Raw genomic sequence first — 17,365 nt, 5'->3', positions numbered from 1 at the left:
CTTGCGTCGGTGCGTCGTGAGGAGAGCGGTTCACGCCCGGCCGTCGAGCGGACCAAGACCCCCATCGCCGACCTCAGCCCGCCGACGGCCCGGCGGACGAGCAGGGCCGGTGGACGAGCCGGCACGCCGAAGCGCCGGGCCCCCGCAGGAGTCCCGGCGCTTCGGGTTGCAACCTCAGGAGGCGCGGCCTAGCCGAGCGAGCGCTTCAGGAAGTCCACCTGGAGCAGCAGGAGGTTCTCGGCCACCTGCTCCTGCGGCGTCATGTGGGTGACGCCGGACAGCGGCAGCACGGTGTGCGGGCGGCCGGCGGCCAGCAGGGCCGACGACAGGCGCAGGGTGTGCGCGGCCACCACGTTGTCGTCCGCCAGGCCGTGCACGATCATCAGCGGCCGTTCCAGCTTCGGCGCGTCCGCGATGAGCGAGTTCGAGTCGTACACGTCGGGCTGCTCGTCGGGGTGCCCGAGGTAGCGCTCGGTGTAGTGCGTGTCGTACAGCCGCCAGTCGGTGACCGGCGCACCCGCGATGCCGGCGTGGAACACGTCCGGGCGGCGCAGGACGGCCAGCGCCGACAGGTAGCCGCCGTAGGACCAGCCCCGGATCGCCACGCGCCCCAGGTCCAGGTCCGGCTCCCGGGCGGCGACCGCGTGCAGCGCGTCGACCTGGTCCTCCAGGGTCGCGCCGGCGAAGTCGGACGCGATCGCCCGCTCCCACTCCGGACCGCGACCGGGGGTGCCGCGACCGTCCACCACGAGCACCGCGAAACCCTGGTCCGCCAACCACTGCGAGGTCAGGTACGCGTTGCGGGCGCTGAGCACGCGCTGGGCGTGCGGCCCGCCGTACGGGTCGAGCAGGACGGGCAGCTTCTCGCCCGCGCGGTGCCCGGTGGGCAGCAGCAGCGCCGCGCGCAGCCCGCGCTCGCCGACCTCCAGCAGGCGCACGTCCGGGGTCAGCACCGGGGTCTCCGCGAACGAGCCGATGGTGCCGCCGCCGGTCACCGCCACCCGGGGCCCGAAGTGCCCGAGGCCGCTGGAGGACAGCACCACGACGTCACCGCCGCGCGCCACCCCGTGCACGCCGTCCTCGGTGGACAGCCGCTCGACGCCGCCCGGGGTCACCCGGAACACGTGCACCTGGGTCGGGTCGTCGGTGGACGCGGTCACCAGCACGTCGTCGGCCACGTCGACCACCGAGCGCACCTGGAAGCCGTCCGGCGTCCACACGTCCCCGCCCACCACCAGCCGGTTCGCGCCGTCGACCGGCACCACCCGGACCAGGTCGCCGGCCGGCGACCAGCGCGGCGAGCCGGGCACGACCTCGATCCAGTGCGGGTCGGTGTCGGCGGCGACGACCTCGACGCCGTCCGGCCCGACCGCGAGGACCTCCACCCGGCGCTGGTCGCGGGACTGGACCTGGAGCAGCGGCCGGCCGTGCGACGACCAGGTCGCGGCGGTCAGGTAGGGCAGCGCCGCCCGGTCCCACTCGACGAACTCGCGGCTGCCGTCGAGGCCGAGCACGGCGACCCGGACGTCGGCGTTGGGGGTGCCGGCGGCGGGGTAGGCGATCTCGGCGGCCGGCGTGGCGGGGTTGGCCGGGTCGGCGATGTACCAGCGGCGCACCGGGCGGTTGTCGACCCGCGCGGCGAGCACGTGCTCGCCGTCCGGGGAGAACCAGTAGCCCCGGTGGCGGCCCATCTCCTCGGCGGCGATGAACTCCGCCAAGCCCCACGTCACGTCCTCGGCGTCGGGTTCGGCGAGCACCAGGTCGTCGCCCGACCCCAGGTCCACGACGTGCAGCGCGCCCGCCGAGACGTAGCCGACCTTGCGCCCGGTCGGGTCCAGCCGGGGGTCCAGGACGCTGCCGGTGACGGGCAGCTCGCGCACCGCGCCGGACGCCAGGTCCGCGACGAACAGCCGCCCGGACAGCGCGAACGCGGCCTGCGCGACGTCCGCGTCCACCGCGTAGGACACGATGCCGGCGGCCTGCTCGCGGCTGCGCTCGCGCCGCGCGCGCTCCTCGGGCGAGAGGTCCTCGGGGTCGGTGAGCAGGGCGTCCGCGTCCACCAGGAGCTGCTCGGCCCCGGTCGCGGTGTCGAAGGCCCACAGCCCGTTCGCCCGGCTCGTGGCCGAGGCGGTCCGCAGGAAGTAGACCCGGCTGCCGTCGGGTGCGACGGTGAAGTTGCGCGGCGCACCGAGGGTGAACCGCTGGCTGCGCGCTTGCTGGCGCGGGAAGGAGATCTCGTTGCCCACGGGGACACCCTATGGCCTCACCGGTGGGTGACCCGGTCGCCACGGGCGGCGACCGGGTCGGCGCTCACGTCCGGGGCGATTTCGGCGGCAGCGGGAAGAAGCCGCTGGTCCGCCGCACGTAGTCGGCGTAGCCGGGGCGGCGCTGCGCGATGTCCTTCTCCAGCAGCGGTTTCCCGCTGCCCTTGGCGAGCAGGAAGGTCATCAGCAGCGGGCTGACCGCGAGCACGAGCCCCCACGGCGTGGAGCAGGCGAACAGGAACAGCCCCCACCACACGCACGCGTCGCCGAAGTAGTTGGGGTGCCGGGTGTAGCGCCACAGGCCCCGGTCCATCACCTGGCCCTTGTTCGCCGGGTCCGCCTTGAACCGCTCCAACTGCTGGTCGCCGACCGCCTCGAACGCGAACCCGACCAGCCACACCGCGACGCCCACGTAGTCCAGCACGCCGAAGTCCGCCGTCGTGTAGGCGGCGAACTGCACCGGCAGCGACACCAGCAGCATGATCCCGGCCTGGAGCAGGTAGACCCGGTACATCTTGGCCAGCGGGTTGCCCCGGGCCCGCCGGTACATGTCGACGTACCGCTGGTCCTCGGGCTTGTGCCGGTTGCGGCGGTGGATGTGCCACCCCAGCCGCACGCCCCACACCGCCGTCAGCACCGCGACGACCAGCGCCCGGGTCGAGTGCTCGGACAGGGCGTAGGTCAGCACCCCGATCACCGCGAAGCCCAAGCCCCAGAACGAGTCGATGAAGTCGAACCGCCTGCGCGACGCGGCGAAGCCGAACAGCGCCGTGACCAGCACGAGCACCACGACCGCCGACCACAGGACGTTCCAGCCGAAGCTCATGCCCACTCCCGCGTCGCCGGCATCCCGCTGTCGCCGCGCGGGCCGGGCCGCACCGCCAGCACCTGGTCCACGCCCATCCGACCCTCCTCGAAGGTCAGCGCGCCGCCCGCGAGGTACAGCCGCCACACCCGCGCCTGGCCCTCGCCGACCAGCGCGACCGCCTCGGCCCAGCGCCGTTCGAGCGTCTCGGCCCACGCCCGGACCGTCCACACGTAGTGCTCGCGCAGCGCGTGCACGTCCCGGATCTCGAACCCCGCGCCCTCCAGGTGCGCCAGCGTCCGGCTGACCGGCCGCATGTGCATGTCGGGCGCCACGTAGGACTCGATGAACGCGCCGCCACCGGGTGCGTTGGCACCGCGCGACATCTGCTGGAGCAGCAGCCGCCCGCCCGGCTTGAGCGCCCGGTGCAGCACGGCCGCGTACCTCGGGTAGTTCTCCTCGCCGACGTGCTCGCCCATCTCGATCGTGGACACCGCGTCGTACGGCTCGCCGGCGATCTCGCGGTAGTCCTGGAGCCGCACGGTGACCAGGTCCGCCACGCCCTCGCGCGCGATGCGGGCCTCGATGTGCGCCTTCTGCTGCGCCGAGATCGTCACGCCGGTCGCCCGCACGCCGAAGTGCTTGGCGGCGTGGACGATCATCGACCCCCAGCCGCAGCCCACGTCCAGCAGCCGCATCCCCGGTGCCAGGCCCAGCTTGCGGCACACCAGGTCCAGCTTGGCGTGCTGCGCCTCGGCGACCGTGGCACCCGGCGAGGTGAAGTAGCCGCACGAGTAGGCCATGCTCGGGTCGAGCACCAGCTCGTAGAACGCGTTGCTCAGGTCGTAGTGGTGGGCGATGGCGTCCCGGTCCCGGTCGCGGGTGTGCCGCCGACCGGACAGCCGGGCCTCCTCGCCGGGTGGCGCGGGGCGCGGGCCGAGCACGCCCAGCCCGGCCGCCGTGCGCAGCGCGCCCAGCACCTCCAGCGGCTTCGGCTTGCCCAGCCTGCCCTGCCGGGCCAGCTCCCAGAACCGGACCAGGCCCTCGGTCAGGTCGCCGTCCACGTCCAGCTCACCCGCCACGTACGCGCGGGACAGGCCCAGCTCGTCGGGGTTCCACAGCAGCCGGCGCAGGGCGCGGCGGGACCTGATCACGGCCACCGGGCCGTCCTGCGGACCGGCCGTGCTGCCGTCCCACGCGCGCAGCCCGATGGGCAGTTGCGCACCCAGCAGACGTTCGACGACGGCGGCGAGACGCCCGGCCACTCCGGCGGTTGCGACGACCACGAACTCCTCCTCACACCTCTGGTGTCCCGACGTTCGCACGACACCCCCGTCCCGGTTCACCCCCGCCGCGCGGCACCCCTGACTTCGCCCGATCGGCCCACCGGCCCTGAACCGGCGTTCCGGGGCCGCCGTAGTCGTCGGTGGAGCGGGTGACCGACCATGGAGGAGTTGAGCGTGATCCGACGAAACCGCATCGCCATCGCCGTCGCGGGCGGCCTGGCGGCCGTGCTCGCGCTGGTCGTGTGGACCTCGAACGCCTCCGGGCGGCAGGACCCGGCCCCGGTGCGCACCGACCAGGTCGGGGCAGCCGCGCAGGCCGACTACGGCGACACCCCCGCCGCGCCGCCCGCGACGACCTCGCAGTCCCCGCTGGAGACACCCGCCGAGACGGCGGCCGGTGCGCCCGAGGGGCAGGCCGCGCCCGCCGGGCCGACGGTCGCGCTGGTCGCCAAGAGCGTGCCGAAGATGGGCGACGTGGTGCAGGACGGCGACGGCCGCACCCTGTACCGGTTCGACAAGGACACGCCGAACCCGCCGAAGTCCGCCTGCGAGGGCAAGTGCGCCGAGACCTGGCCGCCGCTGCTGGCCGGCGGCGGCACCCCGGCGCTGGAGGGCGTGGACCCGACGCTGGTCGGCACGGTGAAGCGCGCGGACGGCACCGAGCAGGTCACCCTCGCCGGGTGGGCGCTCTACACCTACGCAAAGGACGAGGCACCCGGTCAGTGGAAGGGCCAGGGCGTGGGCGGCACGTGGTTCGTGGTCCGACCCGACGGCAAGCGCAACGTCGAGTGCCTGCCGCCCGGCGTCCGCGCTCCCGCCGCGTAGCCCGTCGCCGAGCGGTTCGCCGCCCGGACGCGGCGCGGCCCGTGAGCAGCGCGGTCCCCCGGCCTGGGGTTGGCCGGGGGACCACGTGTCGGACGCCGAACCCCTACAGGTTCGGGTAGAGCGGGTGCTTCGCGGCCAGCACCTCGACCCGGGAGCGCAGCTCGGCCAGGTCCGGCGACGCCTGGAGGGCCGCCGCGATCACGTCCGCGACCTCGGCGAAGTCCGCCGCGCCGAAGCCCCGGGTGGCCAGGGCGGGCGTGCCGATCCGCAGGCCCGAGGTGACCATCGGCGGGCGCGGGTCGTTCGGCACCGCGTTGCGGTTCACCGTGATGCCCACCTCGTGCAGCCGGTCCTCGGCCTGCTTGCCGTCCAGCTCGGACCCGACCAGGTCGACCAGCACCAGGTGCACGTCCGTGCCGCCGGTCAGCACCTTCACGCCGGCCGCCGCCGCGTCGGGCTGCGACAGGCGGTCGGCCAGGATCTTCGCGCCCTCGACCGTGCGGCGCTGGCGGTCGGCGAACTCGGGCGACGCGGCGTGCTTGAACGCCACCGCCTTGCCCGCGATCACGTGCTCCAGCGGCCCGCCCTGCTGGCCGGGGAACACCGCCGAGTTGATCTTCTTGGCGAGGTCGGCCTCGTTGGTCAGGATCACGCCGCCGCGCGGGCCGCCCAGCGTCTTGTGCGTGGTCGTGGTGGTGACGTGCGCGTGCGGCACGGGGCTGGGGTGCAGCCCGGCCGCCACCAGGCCGGCGAAGTGCGCCATGTCGACCATCAGGTAGGCGTCGACCGAGTCCGCGATCCGGCGGAACTCCGCGAAGTCCAGCTGCCTCGGGTAGGCCGACCAGCCCGCCACGATCAGCTTGGGCCGGTGCTCGGTCGCCAGCCGCTCGACCTCGGCCATGTCGACCCGGCCGTCGGTCTCCGACACGTGGTAGGGCACCACGTCGTAGAGCTTGCCGGAGAAGTTGATCCGCATCCCGTGGGTCAGGTGGCCGCCGTGCGCCAGGTCCAGGCCCAGGATCGTGTCGCCGGGCTGGAGCAGGGCGAACATCGCGCACGCGTTGGCCTGCGCGCCCGAGTGCGGCTGCACGTTCGCGTAGCCCGCGCCGAACAGCTCCTTGACCCGCGAGATGGCCAGCCGCTCGACCACGTCGACGTTCTCGCAGCCGCCGTAGTACCGCCGGCCGGGGTAGCCCTCGGCGTACTTGTTGGTCAGCACGGAGCCCTGCGCCTGGAGCACCGACACCGGGGTGAAGTTCTCCGACGCGATCATCTCCAGGGTGCCCTGCTGCCGGCCGAGCTCCGCCGCGACGGCCTCGGCGACCTCCGGGTCGAACTCCGCGAGGGAGGTGTTGAAGTGCTCGGACATGGTGTCTCCCTTACGAGTTTCGCTTGTAGAACGGCAGCGCGACGACTTCCACGGGCTCCTGCCTGCCCCGGATGTCGACGGCCAGAGCGGTGCCGGGCTCGGCCAGCGCCGGCGGCACGTAGGCCATCGCCACCGAGTAGCCCAGGGTCGGCGACAGCGCGCCGCTGGTGACCTCGCCGACCACCGAGCCGGACGCGTCCAGCACCGGGTAGCCGTGCCGGGGCGCGCGGCGGGACGTGGTCCTGAGGCCGACCAGCTTCGCCTCCGCGCCCTGCTCGGCGACGGCGGCCAGCGCCTCGCGGCCGACGAAGTCCTCCGGCTTGTCCAGCTTCACCACGCGGCCCAGGTTGGCGTGGTACGGGGTGCGCGCGGCGCTGAGCTCGTTGCCGTACAGCGGCATCCCGGCCTCCAGGCGCAGCGTGTCGCGGCAGCCGAGGCCGGCGGGCCGGAGGTCGTGCTCGCGGCCCGCCTCCAGCAGCGCCTGCCACACCGCCGGCGCGTCGGCCGGGTCGAGGAACAGCTCGAAGCCGTCCTCGCCGGTGTAGCCGGTGCGGGCGAGCAGCGCGGGCCGGCCGGCCACCTCGGTCGGGTAGGAGGCGTAGTACTTGACCGACGCGAGGTCGGTGGTGGTGAGACCGGCCAGGATCGCGGTGGACGCCGGCCCCTGGACCGCCAGCAGGGCGTAGTCGACGGACTTGTCCACGACGGAGGTGTCGAAGCCCTCCGCGCGCTCGACCAGCGCCTGGAACACGACGGCCGCGTTCGAGGCGTTCGCCACGACCAGGTACTCCTGCTCGCCGGTCCGGTAGACGATCAGGTCGTCCAGGACGCCGCCGTCCGCTTGGGTGATCATGGTGTAGCGGGCGCGGCCGACCCCGATCGCGGACGCGTGGCCGACCAGCGCGTGGTCCAGCGCGCGGCCGGCCTCGGGGCCGGACAGCACGATCTCGCCCATGTGCGTCAGGTCGAACAGGCCCGCTGACGTGCGCACGGCGTGGTGCTCGGCGAGCTCGCTGTCGTAGCGCAGCGGCATCCGCCAGCCCGCGAAGTCGGTGAACTGGGCGCCCAGCGCCTCGTGCTCGGCGTGCAGCGGCGTCCGGCGGGTTTCCACGGGGTGGTCCTCCCTGGTGGCGGGCACGGCGACGAGACCGACCTGGTCGGCCGGTCGCCGTTGGTGAAGGATGACACGGTCCATCGGAGACTCCTCGTCGAGTGAGCCTCCCCCTCTGTCATGAGCCTGAGAGCTTCACCGCGCGCGGGGCGCGGCTTGCACCGTGGGCGAGGCGCGCAGCGCCTGCTTTCCAGAGTTGCCTTCGTCGGGCGGTAGCTGTGCCTGAGAGATTCCGGGGAGGAGTTGCTCCTTCGGCGCCCCTTCCGGGGACTCTCCCGCGCGACATCGACGGCCGTGTTCAGTTGGTACCGCCAGACGCTAGTTGTGCCTGGTAGGCACGGTCAACCGGGACCGGGTCACAGAACCTGCCGCCCGGCCGACCACCCGACGACCCGCGCACCCCGGCCGCGCTGCCGCCGAGCAGCGGGAACCCGCCCGCGGAGCCGTCGACGGCCCGCTCCGGGAACCCGCTCCGGGCCGCGCGTCCGCCGTGCAGCACCGGGAACGAACCCCTGTAGAGGCGGGGGAACGCCGGAACACCTCGGCCGCGCGCAGGCACGCCGACCGGTGCCGGCCGCACGCCCACGGCCGTCTCAGCGGACGGTGCGGGGGTGGGGCACGCGGTCACAGCGCACGTTCCTCCTTGACGCTCTCGACCACCTTGCGCTCGGCGTAGAACGACACGAACGGGATGGTGCCCGCGAGCAGCACCAGCGCGGAGCCCTTGAGCGACCACCGCGCCTTGAGCGCCAGGTCGACCGTGAAGACCAGGTAGACGGCGTACAGGAAGCCGTGGACGGGCCCGACGACGGCCATCATCCCGGAGTTGTCGCCGACGTACTTGACGAACATCGCCACCACGAGCAGGAGCAGGCCGACACCGACCACGTAAGCCATGAACCGGAACCGGCTCAACGCACCGCTCATCGCCTACCGACCGCCTTCGCTCACCGCTGGTCCCGCGCGTTGAGCTCCCGGAGGTAGCGGTTGTAGGCCGCCAGCTCGTCGTCCTCGTCGTCGTGCGCGGGTGTTCTGACGGGTTCCACGGTAACGGCCGGACGCGGGGCGGCGGCCACCGGCTCCCGGCTGCCCCCGGCGGCGTCCTCGGCACGGCGCTGGGCGGCGAGCTTGCGCATCCGCCACACCATGAAGACGGGGAACAGGCCGAACAGCGGCCACTGGAAGACGTACCCGAGGTTCTGGAACGTGCCGCCGGCCTCGGAGAACCTCTCCCACTGCCAGTAGGCGAGGCCGCAGCACACGATCAGCGACACCAGGCAGACCGCCGCGATGGCGAGTCTCTTGGGTGTCAGGAGGGTGCCGGGCACCCTCCCACACTACTTCGCGGAGTTCACTTCTCGGCGGAAGGGGCTCCTCGCACAGGAGCCCGCCCTCCCGGTTGGTGCAGGTGTTCGACTCGACGCCGCGCCCTCACAACGCGGCGCTGGTTCACGCAACGCCGTCCCGGCGCTGCCGCTGCAACCTGGCCACGCACCAGGCCGCCGCACTGCCCCGACGCAGGTGCTGGAGCACCGTCATCGGGCCGAGGCGCCGTCCCAGGTCGGCGGGGGTCAACCCGGCCGCCCGGTAGTCGAGCGCGCGCTGGTCCAACGGGCTGATGCCCGCGTCCCACCACCGCTCCGCCTCGGACAGGTCGCCCACGAGCTGCCAGTAGCTGGCGGCAGCCGCGAGCAGCACCTCGGGCACCTCGGGTGCCCTCTTCCGCATCGCCGCCACGTAGGCCGGGTCAGCGGATTCGACCCGCACCAGTCCGCGCGACCCGCCGTTCGCCCGTTGCACGGGGATCCCCGGCGCGGACGGCGGGGCCTCGGCCAGCCACTCGTCCTTGATCCGGTTCACCTCCTGCAACTCGGCGTCGTCCGAGCGCTCAGCCGCCCACTGCCGCAGCAGCTCGTCGACTCCGGAGTCCTCGACCATTCTGCCTCCTCGTCGGTCGAAGATCAGCCAATGCAGCGCACCGTATTAGCGGGTACCGACAACCGCTAGACCCTGGTTTGTCAAAAACCCTGTTACCAGCGCGTTATAGCCCTCATTCCACCCAGACGGTGCAACGTGCGGGCTTGACCGTCACCGCCGGTGACCGGGTTGGCCACCCCCCGCGAGGTGGACTAGGCGAACAGGCTGCGGACGAACGTGATGATCGACTCGGCACCCTGGCGCAGCCAGCCGACGCCGGTCTTGACCGCGTCCGCCGACTGGTCGGGCTGGGTGATCAGGAGGAACAGCAGCAGCGCGACGGCCGCCAGCGTCACCACCTTCTTGACGTTCACGAGACCCTCTCCGTCCGTTCGCAGGTGCCCGGCCGGCAGGCGTCGTGCCCACCGCGTTACGCCCCATGGTCCCCCATTCACCCGGACGATGACGGGAGAACGCGCCCCGTTCCCACGTCCGGGCGCAGGTTGCACCGGGAGCCACGCCCAGGCGGAGACTTCAGTCACCCGAACGGACGATCAAGGGTGTCCCAGCCCCCGCCGATGACCTAGGTACGGGCAACTCGCCCCACTCCCCTGGCACGAGCACCGAGGTTCCTCCACATCGTCAGCACTTTTCCCCGGGCCGCCCCGGTCACTCGTCTGCGCCCGACCGCACACCGTGCGTCATTGGCCGGCACCGGCCGCCCTCCATTTCTCCACGCACCCCGGGCGATTCTTCGCGCCCTTTTCCGGACACCTCCGGGTTACCCGATGACACCCGCGCGTCGCAGTTCGGCAATCTCCACCGCCGACAGCCCGAGGTCGTCCAGGACCTCGATCGTGTGCTCCCCGACGGCCGGGGGCACGGACGGTGCCGCCGCCGGGGTGCGGTCGAACCGGGGCGCGGGCGCGGGCTGCGTCACGCCCCCGACCTCGACGAACGTCCCGCGCGCGGTGTTGTGCGGCACGGTCGGGGCCTCCTCGGGGGCCAGCACCGGGACCAGGCAGGCGTCCGTGCCGGCGGCCAGTTCCGCCCATTCATCCCTCGTTCGAGTGGCCACGGCCGCCGCGATCCGCGCGCGCAGCGCGGGCCACTGCGCCGGGTCGTGCCGGTCCGGCACACCGGCGTCGGCCAGACCCAGGACGACCAGCAGTTCCGCGTAGAACTTCTCCTCCAGCGCCCCGACCGCCACGTACCTGCCGTCCGAAGTGGCGTAGACGTCGTAGAACGGCGCACCGCCGTCGAGCAGGTTGGTGCCGCGCTCCCCCGGCCACGCCCCGGCGGCCTTCATGCCGTGCAGGAACGTCGTCAGCAGCGCCGCGCCGTCCACCATCGCCGCGTCCACCACCTGGCCGCGCCCGGACCGCTCCCGCTCGTGCAGGGCCGCCAGCACGCCCACCGCGAGCAGCAGCCCGCCGCCGCCGAAGTCGCCGACGAGGTTGAGCGGCACGGTGGGCGGCCCGCCGGCCCGCCCGATCGGCTCCAGCGCGCCGGCCAGCGCGATGTAGCCCAGGTCGTGGCCCGCCCGGTCGGCCAGCGGCCCGTCCTGGCCCCAGCCGGTCAGCCGCCCGTAGACCAGCCGGGGGTTGCGGGCCAGGCAGTGCGCGGGCCCCAGGCCCAGCCGCTCGGTCACGCCCGGCCGGAAGCCCTCCACCAGCACGTCGGCCCGTTCCACGAGCCGGAGCACGACCTCCGCGCCCTCCGGCCGCCGGACGTCCACGGCGACCGAGCGCCGGCCGCGCCCCAGCACGTCGCCGGGCACGGCCGTGCCGCCGGACACCCGGTCCACCCGGACCACCGACGCGCCCAGGTCCGCGAGCACCATGCAGCCGAACGGCGCGGGCGCGAGGCCCGCCAGCTCGACCACGCGCAGCCCCGCCAGCGGCCCGGCCACTAGAGCGACCTCGCGATGATTTCCTTCATGATCTCGTTCGTCCCGCCGTAGATCTTCTGCACGCGCGCGTCCGCCCACGCGCGCGCGATGGGGTACTCGGTCATGTAGCCGTAGCCGCCGAAGAGCTGGACGCACTCGTCCACGACCCGGCACAGCCGCTCGGTCGACCACCACTTGGCCATCGCCGCCGTGGGGACGTCCAGCGCGCCGACCAGGTGCGCCTGCACGCACTCGTCGACGAACGACCTGGTCACGCGCGCCTCGGTGGCGCACTCCGCGAGCGTGAACCGGGTGTTCTGGAACTTGACCAGCTCCCGGCCGAACGCGGTGCGCTCCTTCACGTAGGCCAGGGTGAGGTCGACGGCGGCCTCGATGCCCGCGACGGACGCCACCGCGATGATCAGCCGCTCCTGCGGGAGCTGCTGCATGAGCTGGACGAACCCCTGCCCCTCGGCCGGGCCGAGCAGGTTGCCGGCGGGCACCCGCACGTCGTCGAAGAACAGCTCCGCCGTGTCCTGGCCCTTGAGCCCGACCTTGTCCAGCACCCGGCCGCGCCGGAAGCCCGGTGCGAGCGCCGTCTCCACGACCACCAGGGAGATGCCGGTCGCGCCCTGGGACGGGTCGGTCTTGGCGACCACGACCACCAGGTCGGCCTGCGCGCCGTTGGTGATGAAGGTCTTGGACCCGGTGACCACGTACTCGTCGCCGGTGCGCAGGGCGCGGGTCCTGATGTTCTGGAGGTCGGAGCCCGCGCCGGGCTCGGACATGGCGATCGCGCCCACGTACTCGCCGCTGGCCAGCTTGGGCAGCCAGCGGCGCTTCTGCTCCTCGGAGCCGTAGGCGAGGACGTAGTGCGCCACGATCCCGCTGTGCACGCTGTTGCCCCACGCGCTGTCGCCGGCGCGGGCCTGCTCCTCCAGCAGCACCGCCTCGTGCGCGAACGTGCCGCCGCCCCCGCCGTACTCCTCGGGGATCGACAGGCACAGCAGGCCCACCTCGCCCGCCTTGGTCCAGAAGTCGCGGTCCACGTGCTTCTGGGCGGCCCAGCGCTCGTGGTGCGGCACCGACTCCTTCTCCAGGAACGTCCGGGCCAGCCCGCGCAGCTGGTCGAGGTCGTCGGTCATCCAGGGCGGGCGGCGAGTCGGCATACCGACGACGGTCCCACCGGCCGGGGTGCTCCGCCATGACCGGCGCACCCACAACCGGCCGCCGATCGTGAGCGCAATTGTCAAGCCGGTGCGCGACACTGTGGGCATGAACCTCCGCAGGCTGTCCCCGGGGGACTGGGCGACCTGGCGCGACCTGAGGCTCGGGGCGCTGGCCGGCGACCCCCACGGGTCCGATCCGGCGCTGTCCGCCGAGCGGGACTACGACGAGGCGCGCTGGCGCGAGGCCCTGCACCCCCGGTGGGGGGTGAAGGTGGTCGCGGAATCACCACGACCCGTCGGCATGGTCGGCGCAGTGCCCCGGGAGGACCACACGGGCGCGCTCTACCTGTACTCCATGTGGGTGGAACCGCTGTTCCGCCGGCGGGGCGTGGGCGAGGCGCTGGTGACGGAGGTGCTGGCCTGGGCGCGGGAGCACGGCTGGCGGCTGGTGCACTTGCGCGTGCGGGACGGCAACGCGGTGGCCCGCCGGTTGTACGAGCGGTTGGGCTTCACGGGCGAGGGCGAGCTGATGGAACTCGCGGTGAGCTAATAAGTCAGTCCGCGCGGTCATGGGCTCGGCGGCCGGCACTGCCTACCGTGGGAGCATGAGCGAAGCCTTGATCTTCGACGCGGTGCGCACACCGCGCGGCAGGGGGAAGCGCGGTTCGCTGCACAGCGTCAAGCCGATCACCCTGGCCTCCGGGGTGCTCGCGGCGCTGGCGCGGCGCAACGACCTGGACACCTCGGCGGTGGACGACGTCGTGCTGGGCGTCGTCTCGCCGGTCGGCGAGCAGGGTTCGGACATCGCCCGCACGGCCGTGCTGGCCGCCGGGTGGGACCTGCGGCCCGCCGGGGTGCAGCTCAACCGGTTCTGCGCGTCCGGCCTGGAGTCGGTGAACCTGGCGGCGGCCAAGGTCGCGTCCGGGTTCGAGGACCTGGTGGTCGCGGGCGGCGTGGAGTCCATGTCGCGGGTGCCGATGGGCTCGGACGGCGGCGCGTGGGCGTCGGACCCGGAGACCAACCTGGCCACGCACTTCGTGCCGCAGGGCGTGAGCGCGGACCTGATCGCCACCCTGGAGGGCTTCAGCCGGGAGGACGTGGACGCGTTCGCGCTCCAGTCGCAGCAGCGGGCCGCGCTGGCGCGGGACAAGGGGTACTTCGAGCGGTCGCTCGTGCCGGTGGTGGACCAGAACGGGTCGGTCCTGCTCGACCACGACGAGGCGATCCGCCCGGCGACCACGATGGAGGCGCTGGGTGGGCTCAAGCCGTCCTTCCAGTTCCACGGCGACCTGGGGTTCGACGCGGTCGCCATCGACCGCTACCCGGCGGTGGAGCGCATCCACCACGTGCACACGCCCGGCAACTCCTCGCAGATCGTGGACGGCGCGGCGGCCGTGCTGATCGGCAACGCGCGCGCCGGCCGGGACCTCGGCCTCACGCCCCGGGCCCGGATCGTGTCGGTCGCCGTCGTCGGCTCGGAGCCGACGATCATGCTCACCGGCCCGGCACCCGCGACGCGCAAGGCGCTGGACCGGGCGCGGTTGACGGTCGAGGACATCGACCTGTTCGAGATCAACGAGGCGTTCTCGTCGGTGGTGCTGAAGTTCCAGCGCGAGCTGGACCTGCCCGACGAGAAGGTCAACGTCAACGGGGGCGCGATCGCCATGGGGCACCCGCTGGGCGCGACCGGCAGCATGATCCTGGGCACGCTGCTGGACGAGCTGGAGCGCCGGGACCTGCGCCGGGGCCTGGCCACGCTGTGCGTGGGCGGCGGCATGGGCATCGCGACGATCATCGAGAGGGTCTGATGGCCATCCACTACGAGCGCGACGACGAGGGTGTCGTCACCCTCACCATGGACATGTCCGGCGCGGCGAACGTGATGAACGCCGAGTACCACGCCGCGATGGGCGAGGCGGTCGCCCGCCTGGAGGCGGAGCGCGACGACGTCACCGGCGTGGTGCTGACCTCGGCCAAGAAGACGTTCTTCGCCGGCGGCGACCTGAACCTCCTGGTCCGGCTCACGCCGGAGAACGCGGGCGAGGCGCTCGGCTTCCTGGAGGAGGTCAAGGGCCAGCTCCGCCGGCTGGAGCGGCTGGGCAGGCCGGTGGTCGCGGCGATCAACGGCGCGGCGCTGGGCGGCGGTCTCGAGATCGCGCTCGCCTGCCACCACCGCGTGGTGCTGGACGACGACCGCATCCGGCTCGGCCTGCCGGAGGTGACCCTCGGCCTGCTGCCCGGCGGCGGCGGGGTGACCCGGCTGGTGCGGCTGCTGGGCGTGCAGGCGGCGCTGCCGCTGCTGATGGAGGGCAAGCAGCTCCGGCCCGCGCGCGCGGTGCAGGCAGGGATCGTGCACGCCCTCGCCTCCTCGCCGGAGGACCTGGTCGCCCAGGCCCGCGCGTGGATCAAGGCCAACCCCGAGCCGGTGCAGCCGTGGGACCGGCCCGACCACACCGTGCCGGACGTGAAGCCCGGCGACGCCGGGCTGTACGGGCTGCTCGCCGCCGCGCCCGCCGTGCTGCGCAAGAAGACGCACGGCGCGTACCCCGCCCCGGAGAAGGTCCTGGCGGCGGCGGTCGAGGGCGCGCTCGTGGACTTCGACACCGCGCTGGTGGTCGAAGGCCGGTACTTCCTCGAACTGGTCACCGGCCAGGTGGCGAAGAACATGATCTCCACGTTCTGGTTCCAGCTCAACGAGATCGGCGCGGGCGGCTCCCGTCCGTCCGCTGTGGACGCCACCGAGGTGGCCAAGCTGGGCGTGCTCGGCGCGGGCATGATGGGCGCGGGCATCGCCGAGGTCAGCGCCGAGGCCGGCATCGAGGTGGTGCTCAAGGACGTCACGCTGGACGCCGCCACCCGGGGCGCGAACGGGGTCCCCGGCGTCACCCCGACCGACTCGGACGCCGACCTGGCCGGGTGCGACCTGGTGGTCGAGGCGGTGTTCGAGAACCGCGAGCTGAAGAACCGGGTGCTGCCGGCGGCCGAGGCGTCGGCGCTGCCGGACGCGGTGATCGCCTCCAACACGTCCACGCTGCCGATCACCGGCCTGGCGTCGGCGGTGGGCGACCCGACGAGGTTCATCGGGCTGCACTTCTTCTCCCCGGTGCCCAAGATGCGGCTCGTGGAGATCATCCGGGGCGAGCAGACCTCGGACGAGACGCTGGCGCGGGCGTTCGACTACGTGCTCCAGATCGGCAAGACGCCGATCGTGGTCAACGACAGCCGGGGCTTCTACACCTCGCGGACGTTCGGCACGTACGTGACCGAGGCGGTGTCGATGGTCGCCGAAGGGGTGCGGCCGGCGCTGGTCGAGAACGTGGCCAGGCGGTCGGGCATGGCCGTGGGCCCGCTCGCGGTGTCCGACGAGGTCACGCTGACGCTCCAGCTCAAGATCCGCGACCAGGCGCTGGCCGACGACCCGTCGGCGGCCGGCGCGCTGGGCGGGCACCCCGCGTTCGCCGTGCTGGAGGAGCTGGTCGCCGAGGGGCGCACCGGGAAGTCCGGCGGGGCCGGGTTCTACGAGTACCCCGAGGGCGGGAAGAAGTTCCTGTGGCCGGGGCTGGCGCGGTACGGGCGCGACGACGCGGGGGTGACGGAGCGGGACGTCGAGGACCGGCTGCTGTTCATCCAGTCGCTGGAGACCGTGCGGTGCCTGGACGAGGGCGTGCTGACGTCGGTCCGGGACGCGAACGTGGGCAGCGTGTTCGGGTTCGGGTTCGCCCCGTGGAGCGGCGGGACGTTGCAGTTCGTGAACGCCTACGGGCTGTCGGCGTTCGTGGAGCGGGCCGACTACCTGGCCGACACCTACGGCGAGCGGTTCCGCCCGCCCGCGTCCCTGCGCGACCGCGCCGCGAAGGGCGAGCAGTTCTGACGTGACGCGTACCGCCCGGTGCACCGGGCGGTACGCGTCCCCCTGGTACTCCGTGATCAGCAGCCGATGGCCTCTCGGACCGGCTCGGGCGCGACATCGTGCAGGACGAAGGTGGCGAACCCCAGCTCACGCCGCAGGCCGCCGAGCCAGGCGTCACGGTGCTCGCGGGCGGCGGTGAGCGCCTGGTCGCGGTCCTCGGCGGTCGGGGCGGACCGCACGGCCCAGTCGACGAGCGAGCCGGTCCAGCTGAACTCGTAGTGGTCCCACTCGGTCAGTGTGCTGACGTGCCCGAAGGACGGCTCCAGGCCGTGCCGGCGGAAAGCCCGCACCAGGCCGGCGAGGTCGGGGACGGAGTCGGCCGGGAGCCCGAGCGCGGCCTGCGCCGCAGCGGACGGGGGCCCTTCCCAGATCATCTCGCCGATCAGCGCCTGACCGCCGGGGCGCAGGTGCCGCCGGACGGCGACCAGCATGTCCTCCAGCCCGCCGAAGGCGTGCCGGGCGCCGACGCAGAGCGCCACGTCGAAGAGCCCGTCGTTCCAGGCGGCGGCGTCGGTCTCGATCCACCGCACCCGGTCCGCCAGCCCGCGCTCGCCGGTGCGCCGGGCGGCCGAGGCCGGCAACACGTGGTCGACCCCGACGCCTGTCGTCGCGGGGTGGTCCAGCAACACCTGCTGGAGCCACTCGCCCTCACCGCAGCCGAGGTCGACCACCCGGGCGCCGGCGGCGGGGCTCAACCACCCGACCAACTCGCGCACCTTGTCGGGCGCGACCGGCGCCGCGATGGGATGGCGGAGGTGCGCGATGTCGAAGATCTCCGATCGGTCCACGGAGGTGACGCTAGTGCTCCGGCCGCCGTT

The 17,365-nt window shown here is 73.3% G+C and carries 16 protein-coding genes and 2 riboswitches; of the genes, 4 read left to right on the top strand and 12 right to left on the bottom strand.

The window, feature by feature from the left end:
• Positions 1-188: 188 nt before the first annotated feature.
• From AB0I60_RS29080 to AB0I60_RS29070, 3 genes are all read right to left on the bottom strand, one after another.
• A complete protein-coding gene (locus tag AB0I60_RS29080; protein WP_360735203.1) occupies positions 189-2,246 on the bottom strand; it encodes a prolyl oligopeptidase family serine peptidase in 2,058 nt (685 codons plus the stop codon).
• Between the two features lie 64 nt (positions 2,247-2,310).
• Positions 2,311-3,090 (bottom strand): DUF1295 domain-containing protein, encoded by a 780-nt coding sequence (locus tag AB0I60_RS29075; RefSeq protein ID WP_360735201.1) that lies wholly within the window; start codon positions 3,088-3,090, stop codon positions 2,311-2,313.
• Positions 3,087-4,355 (bottom strand): cyclopropane-fatty-acyl-phospholipid synthase family protein, encoded by a 1,269-nt coding sequence (locus AB0I60_RS29070; RefSeq protein ID WP_360735199.1) that lies wholly within the window; start codon positions 4,353-4,355, stop codon positions 3,087-3,089. Before AB0I60_RS29070 ends, AB0I60_RS29075 begins: the two co-directional genes overlap by 4 nt.
• A 174-nt stretch (positions 4,356-4,529) precedes the next feature.
• Between AB0I60_RS29070 and AB0I60_RS29065 the strand changes: the two genes are divergently transcribed.
• Positions 4,530-5,180 carry a hypothetical protein gene (locus AB0I60_RS29065; RefSeq protein ID WP_360735197.1) on the top strand — a complete coding sequence of 217 codons (651 nt, stop codon included), beginning with the start codon at positions 4,530-4,532 and terminating at the stop codon, positions 5,178-5,180.
• Positions 5,181-5,283: 103 nt separating this feature from the next.
• Here the strand turns inward: AB0I60_RS29065 and glyA are convergent, their stop codons facing one another.
• From glyA to AB0I60_RS29025, 8 genes are all read right to left on the bottom strand, one after another.
• Positions 5,284-6,549, bottom strand: coding sequence for a serine hydroxymethyltransferase (gene glyA / locus AB0I60_RS29060; RefSeq protein ID WP_360735195.1), 1,266 nt, complete (start codon positions 6,547-6,549; stop codon positions 5,284-5,286).
• 10 nt (positions 6,550-6,559) lie between these two features.
• Positions 6,560-7,744, bottom strand: coding sequence for a glycine cleavage system aminomethyltransferase GcvT (gcvT, locus tag AB0I60_RS29055; protein WP_360735193.1), 1,185 nt, complete (start codon positions 7,742-7,744; stop codon positions 6,560-6,562).
• A 21-nt stretch (positions 7,745-7,765) separates the two neighbouring features.
• Positions 7,766-7,860, bottom strand: a riboswitch (glycine riboswitch).
• Positions 7,861-7,948: riboswitch (glycine riboswitch) on the bottom strand.
• A gap of 336 nt (positions 7,949-8,284) precedes the next feature.
• Positions 8,285-8,587: a DUF3817 domain-containing protein gene (locus AB0I60_RS29050; protein WP_360735191.1), complete on the bottom strand. Its 303-nt coding sequence runs from the start codon at positions 8,585-8,587 to the stop codon at positions 8,285-8,287.
• Positions 8,588-8,607: 20 nt separating this feature from the next.
• Positions 8,608-8,988, bottom strand: coding sequence for a hypothetical protein (locus AB0I60_RS29045; RefSeq protein WP_360735189.1), 381 nt, complete (start codon positions 8,986-8,988; stop codon positions 8,608-8,610).
• Positions 8,989-9,109: 121 nt separating this feature from the next.
• Positions 9,110-9,598: a helix-turn-helix transcriptional regulator gene (locus AB0I60_RS29040; protein WP_360735187.1), complete on the bottom strand. Its 489-nt coding sequence runs from the start codon at positions 9,596-9,598 to the stop codon at positions 9,110-9,112.
• Positions 9,599-9,789: 191 nt separating this feature from the next.
• Entirely contained in the window at positions 9,790-9,951 is a 162-nt protein-coding gene (locus AB0I60_RS29035; protein WP_360735185.1) for a hypothetical protein, read from the bottom strand.
• A 407-nt stretch (positions 9,952-10,358) separates the two neighbouring features.
• Positions 10,359-11,489 carry a CaiB/BaiF CoA-transferase family protein gene (locus AB0I60_RS29030; protein WP_360735183.1) on the bottom strand — a complete coding sequence of 377 codons (1,131 nt, stop codon included), beginning with the start codon at positions 11,487-11,489 and terminating at the stop codon, positions 10,359-10,361.
• A complete protein-coding gene (locus AB0I60_RS29025) occupies positions 11,489-12,637 on the bottom strand; it encodes an acyl-CoA dehydrogenase family protein (protein WP_360735181.1) in 1,149 nt (382 codons plus the stop codon). Before AB0I60_RS29025 ends, AB0I60_RS29030 begins: the two co-directional genes overlap by 1 nt.
• A 106-nt stretch (positions 12,638-12,743) precedes the next feature.
• Between AB0I60_RS29025 and AB0I60_RS29020 the strand changes: the two genes are divergently transcribed.
• From AB0I60_RS29020 to AB0I60_RS29010, 3 genes are read left to right on the top strand one after another with little or no spacing between them, the layout of a single operon-like run.
• Positions 12,744-13,187 (top strand): GNAT family N-acetyltransferase, encoded by a 444-nt coding sequence (locus tag AB0I60_RS29020; RefSeq protein WP_360735179.1) that lies wholly within the window; start codon positions 12,744-12,746, stop codon positions 13,185-13,187.
• 55 nt (positions 13,188-13,242) lie between these two features.
• On the top strand, positions 13,243-14,445 hold the full coding sequence (locus AB0I60_RS29015) for an acetyl-CoA C-acetyltransferase (protein WP_360735177.1): 1,203 nt from the start codon (positions 13,243-13,245) through the stop codon (positions 14,443-14,445).
• Positions 14,445-16,508, top strand: coding sequence for a 3-hydroxyacyl-CoA dehydrogenase NAD-binding domain-containing protein (locus tag AB0I60_RS29010; RefSeq protein WP_360735175.1), 2,064 nt, complete (start codon positions 14,445-14,447; stop codon positions 16,506-16,508). The genes AB0I60_RS29015 and AB0I60_RS29010 overlap by 1 nt, the downstream gene beginning before the upstream one ends.
• 56 nt (positions 16,509-16,564) lie before the next feature.
• On the opposite strand, the gene AB0I60_RS29005 is transcribed toward AB0I60_RS29010, so the two are convergent.
• Positions 16,565-17,335, bottom strand: coding sequence for a class I SAM-dependent methyltransferase (locus tag AB0I60_RS29005; protein ID WP_360735173.1), 771 nt, complete (start codon positions 17,333-17,335; stop codon positions 16,565-16,567).
• Positions 17,336-17,365 lie beyond the last annotated feature (30 nt).

Origin of the sequence: Actinosynnema sp. NPDC050436, assembly GCF_040655415.1 — a bacterium.
GTDB lineage: Bacteria > Actinomycetota > Actinomycetes > Mycobacteriales > Pseudonocardiaceae > Actinosynnema.
Note: the sequence above shows the minus strand (reverse complement) of the source record. Positions and strands in the feature narration are given on the sequence as shown.